The organism is Actinoplanes sp. NPDC049548 (assembly GCF_040676695.1).
GTDB lineage: Bacteria > Actinomycetota > Actinomycetes > Mycobacteriales > Micromonosporaceae > Actinoplanes.
In genome coordinates this window covers 236470-253489 of record NZ_JBFAPM010000001.1, presented here as the reverse complement: position 1 = coordinate 253489, position 17020 = coordinate 236470, and the positions used below count along the sequence as shown (strand labels likewise).

Sequence of the window (17020 nt, the reverse complement as noted above, 5' to 3'; positions counted from 1 at the left end):
AACCTGCACCTCCGCCTGGGAAAGAACACGTGGGAGCGACCGTACGGGAGCGCTCCCACGGCTGGCGGGTTCTTAAGGTCGATTTGAGCTAACGCATAGACGCGCGGGTCACTGGTCCCACTGGTGTGCCACGTCGACGGTGATCCGGCCGTGGCCGTCGCTGCCGGTCGAGACGGTGACGCGGAACGGCAGGCGGGCGCGTACGCCCTGGTCGAACTGGGTGTAGCCCTCGAAGCTTCCGGCGTAGAGGATGTCGCGCAGGGTCTGGTAGCGCACGACATTGACCGCGTGGTCGCCGAGGACCCGGTTGTACGTGATCGTGCCGCCGGTGGTGTAGACCGGCGCGAGCAGCACCACGTCGAGGTGGGCGCCGCCGGCGGTGTACGGCGTCACGTCGAGGCCTTCGCCGTCGGTGATGACGTGGTCGGTGTACTCGACCCGGTAGCCGGACACCGGGCCGGTGAACTCGAAGACCGTACGGTCGTAGCAGGACTGCCTGCTGGTGGTGACCTTGATCAGGGAGTTGGTGCTGAGGGCGCCGCCCGACTTGGGCAGGCTCCCCCACGTGATGCCGCAGTAGGGTGCCGCCGCCGCCTTCTGCGCGGCCGTCGCGCTTGCCGAACCCGCCCCGGCCAGCGCCAGCATGATGAGAACGCTGAGGATCCGAAGTCGCCGCATGACTGCCTCCAAGGACTATTGCGGCTGGTGGACAGCAGTATGAGCGCCGGGCGGGGCGATGGATGCGGTTCGGACACCGGTTGCGTCTTCGGACAAGCGGCTCGTTCAGGCGCAGACGACCTGGACTCCGGCTTCCCGGAAGGCTTCGACCACCGAGGGCGCGGCGCCCGAGTCGGTCACCAGGGTCTCGACCTTGCCGATGGGGCAGATGCGGGCGAAGGCGTGGCCGCCGAGCTTGGAGGAGTCGGCGATGACGACGACGCGCTTGGCCCGGGCCACCATGAGGCTGTTCATCGCCGCCTCGCCCTCGTGGTGGGCCGCCGCGCCCAGCTCGACGTCGAGGGCGTCCACGCCGAGCAGCACGATGTCGAGGGTGACCTCCTTGAGCAGCGCGCCGCCCAGCGGGCCGACCAGCTCGAACGACTGGGGGCGGACCACGCCGCCCGCCACCACGATCTTCATGCGGGAGCGGACCAGCAGCTCGTTGGCGATGTTGAGGGCGTTGGTGACGACGGTCAGCTGGGCGCCGTCGCCGCTGGCGTTGAGGTCGGGGCGGACGGCCAGGGCGCGGGCCACCTCGGTCATGGTGGTGCCGCCGTTGAGGCCGACGACCGTGCCCGGCACGACGAGGTTGGCCGCCGCCTCGCCGATGCGCTGCTTCTCGGCGGAGTGCTTGGCGCTCTTGTAGCGCAGCGGGAGGTCGTAGGAGACGCCGTTGGCCACCGCGCCACCCCGGGTACGGGTGATCATCTGCTGCTGGGCCAGCTGGTCGAAGTCGCGGCGGATCGTGGCCTGCGAGACGTCCAGCCGCTCCGCCGCGTCCTCCACCGTGACGCGGCCGCTCTCCGCCAGTAACTCCAGCAGGGCATTCCACCGCGCGTACCGGTCCACCCGATCTCCCTGCTGCTCGTTTCGTGATAAGAGTGTGCACATTAGTGCGCGAAACGTCGCCTAGCAAAGAGAGTACCTGCGCGATCACGCTGCGGAGGTTGCGTCCGCGACCCCGACCCACGCAGAATGGCGCTCGAAAGACCGCGGAACCGAGCGCTTATGCGCAGCACAACGGCCTGATAGGGAACTGCCATGAGTCACGTCAAGGTGGAGATCGCCAGCCAGCCCGACTGCTGGCGGCAAGCCGCCAAGATGGCGGACTCGGACGGGCTGCCGCTGCCCGGCGAGCGGGTCGCCGTCGTCGGATGCGGCACGTCCTGGTTCATGGCCAAGGCGTACGCCGCCCTGCGCGAAGCCGAGGGCCACGGCGACACGGACGCGTTCCAGGCCTCCGAGTTCCCGCTCGGCCGCCGCTACGACCGGGTCATCGCGATCAGCCGCTCCGGCACCACGACCGAGGTCGTCGGCCTGCTCGAGGAGCTGAAGGGGCGGACCCGCACCACCGTCATCACCGCCGACGGGGAGACGCCCGCCGCCGCGGCCGCCGGTGAGGCCGTCGTCCTGGACTTCGCCGACGAGCTCTCGGTCGTGCAGACCCGCTTCGCCACCAGCTCGCTCGCCCTGCTGCGCGCCCACCTCAACTACGACATCGAGCCGGTGGCGGCGGACGCCGAGGTCGCGGTCCGGCTGCCGCTGCCGGTGCACCCGGCGCTGGCCGAGCAGATCACCTTCGTGGGCCGGGGCTGGACCGTGGGGCTCGCCGAGGAGGCCGCGCTCAAGTGCCGCGAGGCGGCCGGCTGGTGGACCGAGGCGTACCCGGCCATGGACTACCGGCACGGCCCGATCTCCATCGCCAAGCCCGGCCGCGTGGTCTGGGCGTTCGGCGAGATCCCGGCGGGCCTCTGCGAGGAGGTCGAGCACACCGGCGCCGCCTTCGTGCACAGCCGCTACAACGGCGGGTACGCCGCCCTCGGCAGCTGGCGCGGCGGCGGCCGGGCCGGCCTCGACCCGATGGCGGACCTGGTCGTGGCGCAGCGCGTCGCGGTCCTGCTCGCCACCAGCCAGGGCCTGGACCCGGACCACCCCCGCAACCTCACCCGTTCCGTCGTCCTCCCATGACCGCACCATGAGCGACCACGTGGTGGTGGCGGTGGACGTCGGCGGCACCGGCATGAAGTGCGCGCTGGTTCGCCCGGACGGCACGGTGCACCACGCCGAGCGGCATCCGACCCTGGCCCAGCGCGGCCCGGCTGCGGTCACGGCGAACATCCTCGACATCGCCGAGCAACTGGCGGCCCGGGCCCGGGCGGACGGGCTGCTGCCGGTGGCCGCGGGCGTGGCGGTGCCGGGCGTCGTCGACGAGGAGACCGGGACGGCGGTGTGGTCCAGCAACGTCGGCTTCCGGGACGTACCGCTGCGGGACCTGGTGTCCGACCGGCTGCAGCTGCCCGCGGTGCTCGGCCACGACGTCCGCGTGGGCGGCATGGCCGAGGCCCGCCTCGGCGCCGGCCGCGAGGAGCGGCACGTGCTCTTCATCGCGATCGGCACCGGGATCGCGGCCGCGCACATCGTCGACGGCAAGGCCTTCGCGGGGGCGCACGGCGCAGCCGGCGAGGTGGGCCACATCATCGTGCGGCCGGGCGGGCCGCCGTGCGGCTGCGGGGCCCGCGGCTGCCTGGAGTCCATCGCGTCGGCGTCCGCGGTGGGCCGCCGGTACGTCGAGCTCTCCGGCGACGAGGGCGTCACGGCCTACGACGTCGCGACCCGCGCGGCGGCCGGGGAGGAACTCGCCAACCGGGTCTGGACCGAGGCGGTCGAGGCGTTCGCCGACGGGCTGCTCACCGCCCAGGCGCTCTACGACGCCGGCATCGTCGTCCTCGGCGGCGGGCTCGCCGAGGCCCGGGAGGCGCTGCTCGCCCCGCTACGCGTCGCGCTCGACGCCCGGATCACGTTCCACCGCATGCCGCGGATCGTCCGGGCGGCGCTCGGCGACACCGCGGGCAGCCTCGGCGCCGCCCTGCTGGCCCTCGACTCGCTGGAGACCGACAAGTGACCGAGCAGATCCGTGGCCGCGTGGTCCGGCCGGGTGCCGTGGTGCCCGGTCTGGTGGAGGTCGACGGCCCGACGATCCTGTCCGTGGCCGAGGATCCGCATGCCGGCGACGACGTCATCGTGCCGGGCTTCGTGGACCTGCACTGCCACGGCGGCGGCGGGCACACCTTCACCCGGGGCGACGCGCAGGACGCGGCGCGAGCCGCCGCGTTCCATCTCGCCCACGGCACCACCACGATGCTGGCGAGCCTGGTCAGCTCGCCGTACGAGCTGATGCGCGAGGCGACCGCCGCGTACCTGCCGCTGGTGGGCGAAGGGGCGATCGCCGGCATCCACTTCGAGGGGCCGTATCTGAGCGGCGTCCGGTGCGGTGCGCAGAACCCGGCGTTCCTGCGCGACCCGTCGCTGGAGGAGCTGAGCGCGCTGGTCGAGCTGGGCGCCGGCGCGATCCGGATGGTGACGATCGCTCCCGAGCTGCCCGGCGCCCTCGACGCCGTCCGATACCTGGTCGAGCACGGCGTGGTGGCGGCGCTGGGGCACACCGACGCCACGTACGAGCAGACGCTGGCGGGCGTGGCGGCCGGCGCGACCGTCGGCACCCACGTCTTCAACGGCATGCGCCCGCCGCACCACCGCGAGCCGGGCCCGGTCGTGGCGCTGCTCGACTCCCCGTCGATCGTCTGCGAGCTGGTCGCGGACGGCATCCACCTGCACGACGGGATGCTGCGCTTCGCCGCGCACGCGACGCCGTACCGGTCGGCGCTGATCACCGACGCGATGGACGCCGCCGGCATGCCGGACGGCCGCTACGAGCTGGGCGGCCAGGAGGTCACAGTCGCGGACCGGGTGGCCCGGCTGGCCCGCGACGGCTCGATCGCCGGCAGCACGCTGACCATGGACGCGGCGTTCCGGCAGGCGGTCGGAGCCGGTCTCGACCTGCCCACCGCGGCGACGATGGCCTCGACCACCCCGGCGCGTGCCCTCGGGCGCACCGACATCGGGGCCCTGGAAGCGGGCCTGCGCGCGGACCTCGTGGTGCTCTCCGCCGACCTGCGGGTCAAGCGGGTGATGCGGTCCGGGGAGTGGATCTAGGTTCCAAGCCCCACGGTACGCGGGCCAGCAGGCGAGCCAGGATCAGCCCGAGCAGCAGCCCCGCCACGGAGTCCGTGATCCAGTGGAACGCCAGGTACGTCGTCGTGATGAGGACGACCACCGGTGGCACGACCCGCAGCGCCAGGTGGGCGCGGCGCGACAGGGGCCGGGCCAGGAGCAGGCCGAGCAGCACGGTGATGACGAAATACCAGGCCAGCGCGTTGGCGACATGGCCCGAGGGGTAGCTCATCGCCTTGGCGCCCGACGCGGCCGGGTTGAACAAAATCTCGCGGTCGGGACCCGGGAAGCGCGGAGCCGCGCGGTCCAGCCAGATCTTCAGCGGGCCGATCGTGACGTACATCAGCACGAACGCTCCGGCGAACAGCAGCAGCGGCCGGATCGACCGCAGTTTCCGGGCCGCCAGGACGGCCAGGATGATCGAGACCGGCGTCAGCACCCAGCCGCCCTGGCCCAGATAGTTGAGCACGTAGAGGACCGAGTACAGCGGGGTCGGCCGGTGCGCCGTCACCCAGTCGGCCACCCACACGTCGAAGGCGAGCAGGTGGCCGCGGGCGAGCGCGACGGTCAGCACGACGAAGCCGGCGAGGAGCGCGACGTCCGGCCACCAGCTACGCACGCGCTGGTCGGGAAGGGTGTCGACGGCCATGCGCCCCACGCTACCGGCCGATGTCACCCCGGTCTCAGAGGTAGCTCTTGATCCGGTTGTAGAGCAGGTCGGCGCGGACTCCGGAGTTCGGGCAGCCGCCGAAGTGGTGCAGCGCCACGACCTTGTCGGTCTTGCGGGACAGCACCGGGCTGCCGCTCGAGCCGCCCTCGGTGTCGCAGTAGTAGGAGACGTCCGAGTCCCGGGCGTACCCGTCGAAGGCGTTGTCGGCGACCGCGCAGGTGCCGGCCTTCTCCCCCAGCCGCCCGGCGATCCGGGTGGGGTCGCCGGCCGGGTGCTGCGGCACGTAGAGCTCCTGGCCGCGGGCCGGGCGGGCGGTGTCCAGCGTCAGGTAGCCGTACTTCTGCACCGCGGCGAAGTTCTCGACGGTGAAGAGCGTGTAGTCGTACACGTGGTTGGTGGCGACGACCTTGTCACCCCAGACCTTGGTGGGCCGGAAGACGTCGTAGCCGCCGCACTTCGCGCACTGGTAGTTGAACCAGACCTCGGTCTCGTACGCGTCGTCCGAGTTGTCGAAGCAGTGGTTGTTGGTGAGCATGCGGTTCTTGGTGCCGATCCGCCATCCGGTGCAGAGCTCGGTGCCGTTGATCAGCAGCCGGGCGATCGACTTGGACCGGGTGTAGGCGACCGGGTCGGCGGACCGGTAGCAGACGGCGTCGCGGCTCTCGTCGCTGCCGCAGACCGACTCCTCGCGGCCGGTGCTGTTCGGGTTGCGCAACTGCTCCTCGGGCGTCGCGGCCTGCTGCTTCCTGGTGAAGCCCTTGGCCACCTGGTCCACCTGGACGCCCAGGCTGCCCAGCAGCGAGCTCACCAGGGAGCCGCCGCCGCGGTGCACCTCGAGGACGGCGGTGTCGCCGGTGATCGACATCGCCCACCGGCTGGTCGGCGCGGCGGCGTCCAGCAGCTTCGGCGCGTCGTAGCGGTAGGACTCCTTGCCGGCGGCATCCGCGACGGTCACGTAGTCGCCCGGCAGCATGGTCATGCGGCCGAAGTGCAGCTTCACGTACGAGGCGCCCGGGTAGCGGAAGACCTCACGCTTCGGGGCGCCGTAGCCGAGCAGCTTGTCGACGCTGAGCAGCTCGCCGATCTTCTGCCGCCCGTCGTCCTCCGACACCTTGGCGGACTCGTGGACGGCGCCCTTCTGCGGGGCCGCCGGGGCAGCCTTGCCAGTCCGGGCCTCCGCCACGGCGCTTCCGGCCGCGGAACCGGGCACGGCGGCGCGCTCCTGGACCGCGACGGGCGTCTGGACGGCGACCGCGGGCTCCTGCCACGTGCCGACCGTGCGCCCCTCGCCGTCGACCGACTGCGTCCAGGCCACTGCACCAGCCGTGCCGACCAGCGCCAGGGCGGCGCAAGCCCCGGCGACGATGCTCACCGCGCGTCGCAAATCCACTCCCGTCCCTCGAGTCACATCGCCGACATAAGTGACAATCAGGCGATCTCGCTTCTGTGTAACGAACCACGTGCGGCGGCGACTCGTGCTCTTGAGCGTGCACACTGGGGTCCGTGCGCATCACTTCCGCCCTCGTCGACCCGGCATTGCTCGATCTGCCGTGGCACGTACCGCTGGAGGATTGGCCCGCCGACCACCTGGTCGCACTGCCCCAGGGCATCTCGCGGCACGTCGTGCGGTTCGTCAAGCTCAACGACACGGTGTACGCCCTGAAGGAGACCCGGGAACGGATCGCCGAAAAGGAGTACGACCTCCTGCGCGCGCTCGAGCGCATCGACTTCCCGGCCGTGGAGGCCGTCGCCATCGTCACCGACCGCACCGACGCGGACGGCGAACCCCTCGAGTCGGTGCTGATCACGCGGCACCTGCAGTTCTCGCTGCCCTACCGCGCGCTGTTCTCCCACGTGCTGCGACCGGAGACGATGAACCGGCTGCTCGACGCGCTCGCCGCGCTGATCGTGCGGATGCACCTCACCGGCTTCTCGTGGGGCGACTGTTCCCTGTCGAACACACTGTTCCGGCGGGACGCGGGCGCGTTCGCGGCGTACCTCGTCGACGCCGAGACCGGCAACCTGCACCCCAAGCTCTCCGAGGGACAGCGCAGCGAGGACATCGAGATCCTGCGGCTCAACATCTTCGGCGAGTGTCTCGACCTGGAGGCCGCCGAGCTGCTGCACGAGGCGATCGACCCGGAGAGCGTCGTCGACGACATCGTGGCGCGCTACGAGCGGCTGTGGCACGAGGTCACGTACGAGCAGGAGGTGCCCCGCGACGCCCGGCACGACATCGAGGGGCGAATCCGGCGCCTCAACGAACTGGGCTTCGACGTCGCCGAGGTGGCCCTGTCCACGGTGGACAGCGGCTACCGGGTACGCCCCAAGGTGGTGGACGCCGGCTACCACACCCGCCGGCTGCTGCGCCTGACCGGGCTCGACGCGGAGGAGAACCAGGCCCGGCAGCTGCTCAACGACCTGGACACGTACCGGGCGGAGAGCGACCTGGTCGACGAGCAGCAGGCTGCCCACCGCTGGCTGACCGAGGTCTTCGAGCCGGTGGTGCGGGCGGTCCCGGCACCCCTGCGGCGCAAGCTCGAACCGCAGGAGATCTTCTCGCAGATCATCCAGCACAAGTGGCTGCTGTCCGAGCGCGCGGGCCGCGACGTCGGCATGGGCCCGGCCGTGCAGTCGTATCTCAACGACGTCCTCGTCCACAAACCCGACGAGCAGGCCGTGCTCGGCGTCGAGGTGGGGGCGCTCTAGGCCTCCAGCATCAGCGGTTCCGGCGGCGGTGTGGCCTGCTCGACCAGGGCGCGCAGGCCCGCACGCCGGGCGACGACGAAGATGCGGTCGCCGGCGCTCAGCACCTGCCGCGGATCCGCGGCCCAGTCGACGCGCTCCGAGCCCGCGGCGGACAGGCCGATCACCCGTACGCTCAGATGCCGGTCCGCCCGGCTCAGCGGCGCACCGTCCAACGGCGACCCGGCGAGCACCTGCACCGTGGCGACCAGCAGCGCGTGCCGGTCGACCGGGATCGTCGCGAGCACCTCGCGCTCCAGCATCGCCGCGGCGAACGCCGGCGCCGCCAGCCGGGAGACGCTGCGCGAGATGTCGATGTTGAACGCGGTCTGCACCCGCCGGGCGAAGTCGTCGTCGAAGAGCCGCAGCACCACCCGCAGGTCGGGGCGGACCGAGCGGGCGTTCAGCGCGGCCTGCAGGTTGGTGACGTCGTCGGTGGAGACCACGACCAGCGCCTTGCTGGTGGCCACCGACGCCGAGCGCAGGGTCTCCTCGAGCGCCGCGTCGCCCACGATCAGCGGTACGCCCAGCTGCTCGGCCACCTTCGCGCCGCGGGCGTCCGGACGGCGGTCGATCGCGACGACCTCCAGCCCCAGGTCGACGAGCTGCCGCAGCACCCGCGTGCCGACGTTGCCGAGGCCGACCACCACGATGTGCCCCTCGCGGTCGTTCGCCGCCGTGCCGCGGGCCAGCGCCAGCCGCGCGTTGACCATGCCCTCGACCACCGCCGCGGTGATCAGCGGCAGCAGGGCCAGGCCCGCGATCGTGAGGACGAGCTGGGCCGCCTGGGCGACCGGGTCGCGGTTCGTCTCCACGTCGGACGATCCCACCGCGGTGAGCAATGTGACGTAGAGGGACTTCCAGAAACCGTCGACATCGTCCAGCGAGTGCGCGAGAACCGTCCCGGCGATCGCGGTCACCGCCAGGGTGATCAACACGGCGATTCCGAGCTTGCGGCTCAGCGCGGCACGCAGCGCCCGGCCGAGCGTGGCGAGCGGATGCCGGCGTCGCTTGCGAGCCCGGACCAGCCGCTGGGCGGCCAGGGTCTGCCCGGCGGGGCGCCCGGTGGCCTCCGCCAGCACCAGGTCCACCGGCCGCTCGGCCTCCGGCGCCGGCTCGGCGGGCAGGACCTCGACCCGGCCGGCACCATCCGCGGCGGTGAGAGCACAGAGCACATGTTCCGGGCGTACGTCCGCACGCCGCGCGACGTACACCGTTCGTCCCGGCAGACGCACGTGCGTCGGCGCCACCTCGCCCAGCGACGCGGCCACGAACGCGGGAGCCGCCATGGCCGCATCCGACAGGACCGCGCAGTCGGCGAACAGGCGGCGGACGCCGTACCCGAGACCGGAGTTGAACATCCGGATCACCAGCCGCAGGTCGGGCTCGACCGCCTGGGCGCAGAGGGCGGCGTGCAGGTTGACCACGTCGTCCGGCATGACCAGGGCCAGCGCGGCGGCGTCGGCGAGTCCGGCCGAGCGGAAGGTGCGCTCGTCGAGGCGGTCGGCCCGCACGATGCGGACGCCGCGCAGGCTGCCCAGGTCGGGCACGTCGGGGCGCAGCTTCGGCGGCACGATCACGGTCAGCCGGACCCGGTGACCGGCGTTCGCGAGCTCCTCCGCCACCGTGTAGACCAGCGCGTCCGCACCGCAGACGACGAAGTGCGGCCGGGTGTCGCCGTTGCGCGGCAGCCCCTCGCGCAGGCGGGAGACCAGCGATCTCCGTACGGGTTCACGCGCGGGATCGACGGCCATGGCCGCATGGTAGTCAGCCGGAACCCTCCCCGGTGGCCGCTCGTTGCCCCTTCCGAGTCTTTTGTCCCCTTCTCGCAGGAGGAAGATCAATGCGCAAGTGGTTCTACGCCGGGGCGGTGGTCGGCGGCTTCCTGCTGCTCGGCGCGGCGCCCGCGCACGCCGACGACGTGGTCCCCGGGCCGGTGGGCGGTCTCACCGGCGACCTGCTGTCCTCGCCGGACGGCGGCCTCGGCCTGCAGAACCCGCTCGGCGGCGACCCCCTGGTCGACGTCAAGCCGGGTACGAACACCGCCGACCTGAACGGCGCCGACGTGCTCCCCCGCGGCACCGTGGCACCGGCCGACCAGCCCACCGACCGCACCCCCGTCCCGGCCGAGCAACTGCCGGCGGCGGACGTCGTCGGCGGCGCCCTGCCGCAGACGCCGAACGTGCTTCCCACCGACCTGCTGGGCGGTCAGCTCCTCAACCAGCTGCCGCTGCTGGGCGGGCTCACCCCGTCCTCGAGCCCGCGCGAGTCGAGCCTGTTCACCGGCGGCCTGCCGCTGCTCGGCGGGCTGGGCGGACTGCTGCCGGCGAACGAGATCCCGGACGGCGCCGGCGCCCTCCCGGGGGTGAGCGGCCTGCCCGCCGGAGGCACCGACGTGACGCCCTCCGCGCTGGCCCAGCCCGCCGCCGGCGACGCGGCCGACGACCCGCGGGCCCACGAGGAGCCGGCCGACGACGAGACCACGGCCAAGCGCAAGTTCTCTGCGGGCGGTCGCCCGGTCGCCGGCGAGGACCGCGACTTCTAGCATCATTGCCCCATGCAGACCTTTTTGCCGTACCCCGACTTCGTCGCCAGCGCACACGCGCTGGACCAGAAGCGGCTCGGCAAACAGCGGGTGGAGACGATCCAGGTGCTGCGCGGGCTCGTGCAGCCCGGATACGGCTGGCGCCACCACCCGGCGGTCAAGATGTGGCGGGGCTACGAGGAGGCTCTGGTCCGGTACGGCCTCGACATGAGCGGCGTATGGGTGGCCACGGGCCGCGCGGACACGACGGCGGACACCATGCGCGCCGACGCCGCCGCGGCCCGGGGCCTCACCGCCATCCGTACGCAGGACGACCTCGCCGCCGCCGGGGAGCTCCCCCCGTGGCTCGGCGACGACGCCCTGCACCTGAGCCACCGCTCGGCGCTGGTCCGCAAGGACCCCGACTTCTACCGCCCGCTGTTCGGCGACATCCCGGCGGACCTGCCCTACGTCTGGCCGTCCTCCGACCGGGGCTGAGTCACGTCCCAGGACAGGAGCAGGAACGGCTCCTCGTCGCTGGCACCGGCCTTCCGGTACGTCTTCTGAGCGGCCTCGTTGTCCTGCTCGGTCCCGACCCACATCCCGTAGCAGCCCCGCTCCCGGGCGACCTCGGCCAGCGCCTCCACGAGGGCGGTGCCGACGCCTCGCAGCCGGGCGTGCGGCGCGACGCCCAGCTCATAGAGGAACATCTCCGTACCCTTGTCGGGATGGGTCATCTCCACCCCGGTGACCATGCCGAGCGCCCGGTCTCCCTCGAAGGCCATCAGCAGGTGGTGGCCGGGAGCGGCGAGGAACTTCGCGGTCGCGTCGGGTAGCGGCGGCCCGTCGAACAGGTCGGCGGCCCGGTGCACGGTGGCCGCCTCGGTGATCCGCTCGATACGCATGGCGCCACCCTAGTGAGGGTCCGGATACCCATCCGCCACGGCGGTCTGCACCGGGACCGCCGAGCCGCCGTCGCCGGCCAGGCAGGCCGTGACGGTCGCGGTGACGCCGTCGGGACCGTCGCTGATCAACAACGTGTCGGCGAGGTGGCGCGCCAGCAGGATCCCGCGGCCTCCCGTGGCCTCCGCCGGCGGTGGGCCGGCGGCCACCGGTATCCCGTCGGCGAAGCCGGCGCCGCGGTCGACCACGTCGCAGACCAGGGTGTCGCCGTCGCGGCGCAGGCGCAGGACGCCGCTGCCGCCGCCATGCCGGACCGCATTGGTGACCAGTTCGTGCACGGCGATGACGAAGTCGTCGAGGGCCTCGTCGACCAGGCCGGCCTGGCGGGCGTGCCGCCTGACGGCGTGCCGTAGCCGTGTCACGGCCGCACCGGTGAAGTTCTCCTCCGCGAGAACCTCGGTGTGCGCGGAGGGGGTGGCCATGGCCGCAACCATAGACCTCCGGCGCAGGCGTGTCCCGTCGCAGAAGAACCCCGTTAGAGGAAACAGTCCGACCCGAACGGTTTAACCGCGACGGGTGACAGCGACGAATGCGAAGGGCCGTGCCGATGGCGGACGTGCTGGTAGCCGAGGACGACGACGACATTCGGGGCATCATCGTGCGCCTCCTCCGGCGTGCGGGTCATGACGTGCGGGCCGCCGCCGACGGCGCACAGGCATGGCAGCTGCTGGGTGAGCAGCCGCCCGACATCGTGGTCTCGGACATCGACATGCCGGTCATGTCCGGCGTCGAGCTGTGCCAGGCAATCCGGAACGACCCGGCGTTGCAGTCCCTCCCGGTGCTACTCGTCAGCGGAAGCCTCATGCCGGGAGACGATCGGCCGGTCCGCGCGCAGGCCACCGCCATTCTCGGGAAGCCCTTCTCGCCCCAGGAGCTGCAGGCCTGCGTCGCCAAGGCCCTGCAGACCGGACATCACCGAGGTCAGCCGCCGTCCTCGTGCCCGTAGGCCCGCGTTCGCGGCCTCAGCAGGACGCCCCTCATGCCGAACTCGATTGGTGGCAGGCGCGTTGTCCCAGAGGACTCGACGGGGGATGCAGATGGCGTGGTTCCGTAGGCGGCCGGTGGAAGCAACGACGGTACGCACCCCGCGCGACGTGGAGGCCATCGAAGAGGTGTTGCGGGTCCTCAACGCCGGCGTGTCCGGCGTGCAGGACGCTCGCGAAAAGATCGTGAACGCACTGGTGAACGCCCTGGACCTCGCCTGCGGGGCGGTGTGGTCACGCCAGCCCACGGGCGCCTTCGCGCTGACGGCCCAGACCCGGATGCCGGATTCCCTGCCGACCGACGAGACCGCGGCGGTCGAGGTCACCGAGGCGGCGCGCAGCGTCCGTCCGCTGATCAAGAGCGGATCCCCCACGAGCGGGGACGGCGCCCGGTGGTCGGCCGCGCACCGGGCCGGCATGACGACCGGGGCGTACGCGCCGATCAGGAACGCCGACGGTGACGTGATCGCAGTGTTCGAATTCTTCAACAGCGGTCCCATGCCGGACTTCGGCAGCCAGAAATGGGCGGCGCTGAGCCGGCTCGCGCTGGTCGCCCGCGATCAGGCCCTGGCCGTCGGCGCCCTGCAGGAGACCCTCAGCGACCGGGAGGCGGTCACCACCGTGGTCGCGCGGGTCGGCGAGGCGACGGATCAGAAGACCGCGATCACGACCGCCCTGGACACCGTACGCACCACGTTCGGCTGGGCGTACGGCTCCTACTGGGCGCTGGACGAGCGGGACCAGATGCTGCGGTTCAGCGTCGAGTCCGGTTCCGCCGGCGACGAGTTCCGCAAGGTCACCCTCGCGGCGTCGTTCGCCGAAGGCGTCGGCCTGTCCGGGCGCGCCTGGCGGAACCGCGACCTCGTGTACGTACGTGACCTCGCCGAGATGACCGACTGCGTCCGCGCCCCGGCAGCACAACGCGCCGGCGTCCGCTCCGGCGTCTGTTTCCCGGTCATCGACGGTGATCACATCATCGGCACGATGGACTTCTTCACCACGGAGACGGTCGAGCTTTCCGCATCGCGAACGTCCGCCCTGCGTAACGTTCAGCTGCTCGTCTCGCAACGCCTCGCGGTGCTACGGCGCGCGGAGCAGGACGCCGCCAAAGCACGTGCTCTGCTCGGCACTGTCGCCGAGCTGCGTACGGCCGCCCAGGACGCGGCCCGGGTCGCCAGCCACGCGGCGACCGGTTCGACCGACATGACCACCCAGGTCGAGGCGCTGGGCCGGGCCTCCACGGCGATCGGTGACGTCATCAAGGTCATCAGCTCGATCGCGGAGCAGACCAACCTGCTCGCCCTCAACGCCACCATCGAGGCGGCTCGCGCCGGCGAGGTGGGCAAGGGCTTCGCCGTCGTCGCCGGCGAGGTGAAGGACCTGGCGAGGGAGACAGCCGAAGCGACTCAGCGCGTCGTGGAACAGATCACGGAGATCCAGCGGACGAGCCAGTCGGTGGCGGCCGGAATTCACACCACCACCGACACGATCAGCGAGCTGGACGCCGTACAAGCGCGCATGAGCGAGGTTCTCGAGGAGCAGGCCCGGATGGCCGGGGCCTTCCGGACGAGCTGAGATCGACATCCCCCTGTTCGACACGAGCGTGGCTCATCTACTGTCTCCCGTGATCATGTAGAGGATTCACCTACGGGGGTTCCAGATGTTGCTGAACCATCGCAAAGCGCTGACCGGCATCGGCCTCACCGCCGCGGCCGTCGCCGGAACGGCCTTCCTTGCGGCCCCGGCCCAGGCGGCCTCGGCCGGCCTGGCGAAGGTCGTCGGGTCGTCCACCGTGGACTTCCGGGCGCTGATGGGCAAGTCGAACGCGCTCACGATCACCATCTCCGGGCGTACGGTCACGCTCGACGACAAGGTCGCCATCAAGGCCGGTCGCGGCTGCAAGGCGGTCCGGAACGACCGCACGAAGGTGAAGTGCAAGACGTCGAGCGCGACCAAGAAGCTCAGCGTCTCGCTGGGCGACAAGAACGACTCCGTGACGAACAAGACGTCGGTCTACCTGCTGGCGAACGGCGGGACCGGCAACGACACCCTCACCGGCGGCAACGGCAAGGACGAGCTGCAGGGCGCCGCCGGCAACGACAAGCTGTACGGCCGGGGCGGCAACGACACGATCTTCGGCGAGGCCGGCAACGACCGCATCGACGCCGGCGCGGGCAACGACCGCGTCGACGCGGGCGCGGGCGACGACCGCGTCTGGGGCGCGGCCGGCAACGACACGATCCTGGCCGCCGCGGGCAAGGACTCGGTGTACGCGGGCGCCGGTAACGACATCGTCGAAGGCGGCACCCAGGACGACAGCCTGTACGGCGATGCCGGCAACGACGTCCTCGTCGGCGAGGCCGGCAACGACCGGATCGACGGCGGCGCCAACGACGACACCGTCGACGGCGGGGCCGGCAACGACCGCCTCTACGGCGGCGCGAGCAAGGACATCGTCCTGGGCGGCGCCGGCAACGACTGGATCGCCGCGGGAGCCGACGACGACATCGCGTTCGGCCTGGCCGGCGACGACCGGATCTACGGCGAGGCGGGCAACGACGTCCTCGTCGGCGAGAACCTGTCCGAGACGGGCGAGCAGACCGGCAGCAACGCTGCCCGCGACGTGCTGGACGGCGGCGCCCAGAGCGACGACCTGTGCCTGGTGATGGCCGGCGGCACCACGGTCAACTGCGAGCGCGGCATCTCGTCCACCACCGGGCTTGCGCTGACGGCTGCCACGGCGGTCCGGGTCCGGACCGAGGTCCGCGCCCCGCTCGGCAAGGTCGCCCCGCAGCCGGTCGGATAAGCGACGCCACGACGGCCCGACTGCACCGGTACACCTGGTGCGGTCGGGCCGCTGGCGTTGGTGTTCTAGTCTGCCGACCATGACGATCATGAATCTGACCAGCCAGGACAGGCGGACGACACACCGGTGAGCGCCCGACGCATCCGTTCCCGCACCGTCGTCCTGACGGCCACGTACCTCGCCCTGGCCGCCGGCGGCGCAGCCGCCTGCGACGCCTCCTCGGCGGACGAGTGGGAGTCCGCGGACGGCACGACCTACACCTACGACGACTCCGACTCGGGAACGACGTTCTCCGACGACGAGGAAGAGGACGAAGAGCAGCCGTCGGACGAGGTCTTCTACTGCGCCGACGAGGACGGCAAGATCGTCGACGAGGACCGCTGCGACGACGACAGTGGGAGCACGTCGTACTTCCTCTGGCACTCCGCGGGCTACCCGCGCCACCTGAAGCCGGGCACGAAGCTGGACGGCGGCGACCATTTCCGGGCGAACGACCAGCAGAGCCGGCGTGCGTTCAAGCTGCCCACCACCGGCAAGGTCACCAACGGCACCGTCAAGACCAACGTCGTCGGTAGCCGCAGCAGCGGGTCCGGGACGAGCGCCGGCCACTCAACGTCCGGGGGCTGACCCGCCTTCCCGCTCGGTACGGGCCGTGCCGTGCGCCGCGAAGGACGTCCGGTCGCCACGCCACGCCTGACGGGGCACCACGGCGTCCGGGTGAACCTTGACCCCGGCCGCGGCGGCGTTCTCGGCCAGCCGGGCCCGGCTCCTGGTACCGGGGATCGGCACGACGTCATCGCCCTGCGCCAGCAGCCACGCGAGGGCCATCTGCCCCGGCGTCAACCCCCGTTGCTCGGCGGCGGTCGCCAACGCCCGTACGAGATCGAGGTTGGCGTCCAGATGGTCCCCGTTGAAGCGGGGGTCGGTGCGACGGAAGTCGCCCTCGGGGAACGGGCCGGCCGGCAGGGCGCCGGTCAGCAGCCCACGACCGAGCGGACTGTACGGGACGAGGCCGATGCCGAGGCGGCGAGCGGCCGGCACCACGTCGTCCTCGGGCTCCCGCCAGGCGAGGGACCACTCGAACTGCACCGCCGCGATCGGATGCACCGCGGCGGCCGCCGCCAACTGGTCCGGGTTCACCTCGGAGACGCCGAGGTGGCGAACCTTGCCGGCGACGACCAGCTCCGCCATGGCGCCGACCGTCTCACCGATCGGCACCTCGGGATCGACCCGGTGCAGGTAGTAGAGATCGATGGTGTCGACGCCCAGCCGCTGGAGAGAAGCGTCGCAGTAGCCGCGCACGTTCTCCGGGCGGCCGTCGAGACGCACACCGTTCTCATCCCGCACGATGCCGAACTTGGTGGCCAGCACAACCTCGTCGCGCCGGCCGGCGATGGCCTTGCCGACCAGGCGCTCGTTGTGGCCCTGGCCGTAGCTCATCGCCGTGTCGATCATGGTGATCCCCCGGTCGAGGGCGTCGCCGATCACGCCGAGCGACACCTCATCGTCGGCCGCCCCGTATCCCTGGGAGAAGCCCATGCAACCAAGCCCGAGCGCGGAGGTCGTCAAACCGGCACCGAGCGTTCGCTGTTCCATAC

General features: G+C 71.8%; 18 protein-coding genes. 10 read left to right on the top strand and 8 right to left on the bottom strand.

Translation table 11 applies throughout. The features are described from left to right. Positions 1-108: 108 nt before the first annotated feature. Entirely contained in the window at positions 109-678 is a 570-nt protein-coding gene (locus AB0J80_RS01150; protein ID WP_364698977.1) for a hypothetical protein, read from the bottom strand. Positions 679-783: 105 nt separating this feature from the next. After that, complete coding sequence (locus tag AB0J80_RS01145; RefSeq protein WP_364698975.1) at positions 784-1569, bottom strand: DeoR/GlpR family DNA-binding transcription regulator; 786 nt, start codon at positions 1567-1569, stop codon at positions 784-786. 192 nt (positions 1570-1761) lie between these two features. On the opposite strand from AB0J80_RS01145, the gene AB0J80_RS01140 reads away from it, so the two are divergent. The 3 genes from AB0J80_RS01140 to nagA are packed head-to-tail and all read left to right on the top strand — an operon-like array spanning position 1762 to position 4713. After that, entirely contained in the window at positions 1762-2688 is a 927-nt protein-coding gene (locus tag AB0J80_RS01140; protein ID WP_364698973.1) for a sugar isomerase, read from the top strand. Between the two features lie 7 nt (positions 2689-2695). Continuing rightward, positions 2696-3622, top strand: a complete 927-nt coding sequence (locus AB0J80_RS01135) for an ROK family protein (RefSeq protein WP_364698971.1) — start codon at positions 2696-2698, stop codon at positions 3620-3622. Further along, positions 3619-4713: an N-acetylglucosamine-6-phosphate deacetylase gene (gene nagA / locus AB0J80_RS01130; protein ID WP_364698969.1), complete on the top strand. Its 1095-nt coding sequence runs from the start codon at positions 3619-3621 to the stop codon at positions 4711-4713. The genes AB0J80_RS01135 and nagA overlap by 4 nt, the downstream gene beginning before the upstream one ends. On the opposite strand, the gene AB0J80_RS01125 is transcribed toward nagA, so the two are convergent. Both AB0J80_RS01125 and AB0J80_RS01120 read right to left on the bottom strand, forming a co-directional pair. After that, positions 4679-5380, bottom strand: coding sequence for a phosphatase PAP2 family protein (locus AB0J80_RS01125; RefSeq protein WP_364698967.1), 702 nt, complete (start codon positions 5378-5380; stop codon positions 4679-4681). The genes nagA and AB0J80_RS01125 overlap by 35 nt on opposite strands. 34 nt (positions 5381-5414) lie before the next feature. Next, positions 5415-6791 (bottom strand): serine protease, encoded by a 1377-nt coding sequence (locus tag AB0J80_RS01120; protein WP_364698965.1) that lies wholly within the window; start codon positions 6789-6791, stop codon positions 5415-5417. A gap of 113 nt (positions 6792-6904) precedes the next feature. Between AB0J80_RS01120 and AB0J80_RS01115 the strand changes: the two genes are divergently transcribed. Continuing rightward, positions 6905-8110 (top strand): DUF4032 domain-containing protein, encoded by a 1206-nt coding sequence (locus tag AB0J80_RS01115; RefSeq protein ID WP_364698963.1) that lies wholly within the window; start codon positions 6905-6907, stop codon positions 8108-8110. Here the strand turns inward: AB0J80_RS01115 and AB0J80_RS01110 are convergent. Next, complete coding sequence (locus AB0J80_RS01110) at positions 8107-9900, bottom strand: NAD-binding protein (protein ID WP_364698961.1); 1794 nt, start codon at positions 9898-9900, stop codon at positions 8107-8109. The two genes, AB0J80_RS01115 and AB0J80_RS01110, sit on opposite strands and share 4 nt — an antisense overlap. A gap of 89 nt (positions 9901-9989) precedes the next feature. On the opposite strand from AB0J80_RS01110, the gene AB0J80_RS01105 reads away from it, so the two are divergent. Together AB0J80_RS01105 and AB0J80_RS01100 are read left to right on the top strand one after the other, a co-directional pair. After that, positions 9990-10691, top strand: a complete 702-nt coding sequence (locus tag AB0J80_RS01105) for a hypothetical protein (RefSeq protein WP_364698959.1) — start codon at positions 9990-9992, stop codon at positions 10689-10691. Positions 10692-10703: 12 nt separating this feature from the next. After that, the gene (locus AB0J80_RS01100) at positions 10704-11168 is read left to right on the top strand and encodes an MSMEG_6728 family protein (protein ID WP_364698957.1); all 465 of its coding nucleotides are present in this window, start codon (positions 10704-10706) and stop codon (positions 11166-11168) included. Here AB0J80_RS01100 and AB0J80_RS01095 read toward each other — a convergent pair. After that, a complete protein-coding gene (locus AB0J80_RS01095) occupies positions 11138-11575 on the bottom strand; it encodes a GNAT family N-acetyltransferase (RefSeq protein WP_364698955.1) in 438 nt (145 codons plus the stop codon). The two genes, AB0J80_RS01100 and AB0J80_RS01095, sit on opposite strands and share 31 nt — an antisense overlap. A gap of 9 nt (positions 11576-11584) precedes the next feature. Further along, positions 11585-12055, bottom strand: coding sequence for an ATP-binding protein (locus tag AB0J80_RS01090; protein ID WP_364698953.1), 471 nt, complete (start codon positions 12053-12055; stop codon positions 11585-11587). A 125-nt stretch (positions 12056-12180) separates the two neighbouring features. Between AB0J80_RS01090 and AB0J80_RS01085 the strand changes: the two genes are divergently transcribed. The 4 genes from AB0J80_RS01085 (at position 12181) to AB0J80_RS01070 (ending at position 16049) form a co-directional block, all read left to right on the top strand. Then, positions 12181-12579, top strand: a complete 399-nt coding sequence (locus AB0J80_RS01085; protein ID WP_364698951.1) for a response regulator — start codon at positions 12181-12183, stop codon at positions 12577-12579. Between the two features lie 115 nt (positions 12580-12694). Continuing rightward, positions 12695-14191, top strand: a complete 1497-nt coding sequence (locus tag AB0J80_RS01080; protein WP_364698949.1) for a methyl-accepting chemotaxis protein — start codon at positions 12695-12697, stop codon at positions 14189-14191. An 85-nt stretch (positions 14192-14276) separates the two neighbouring features. Continuing rightward, the gene (locus AB0J80_RS01075) at positions 14277-15422 is read left to right on the top strand and encodes a hypothetical protein (RefSeq protein ID WP_364698947.1); all 1146 of its coding nucleotides are present in this window, start codon (positions 14277-14279) and stop codon (positions 15420-15422) included. A 126-nt stretch (positions 15423-15548) separates the two neighbouring features. Then, positions 15549-16049, top strand: a complete 501-nt coding sequence (locus AB0J80_RS01070; protein ID WP_364698945.1) for a hypothetical protein — start codon at positions 15549-15551, stop codon at positions 16047-16049. Here the strand turns inward: AB0J80_RS01070 and AB0J80_RS01065 are convergent. Further along, positions 16032-17018: an aldo/keto reductase gene (locus AB0J80_RS01065; RefSeq protein ID WP_364698943.1), complete on the bottom strand. Its 987-nt coding sequence runs from the start codon at positions 17016-17018 to the stop codon at positions 16032-16034. The two genes, AB0J80_RS01070 and AB0J80_RS01065, sit on opposite strands and share 18 nt — an antisense overlap. Positions 17019-17020 lie beyond the last annotated feature (2 nt).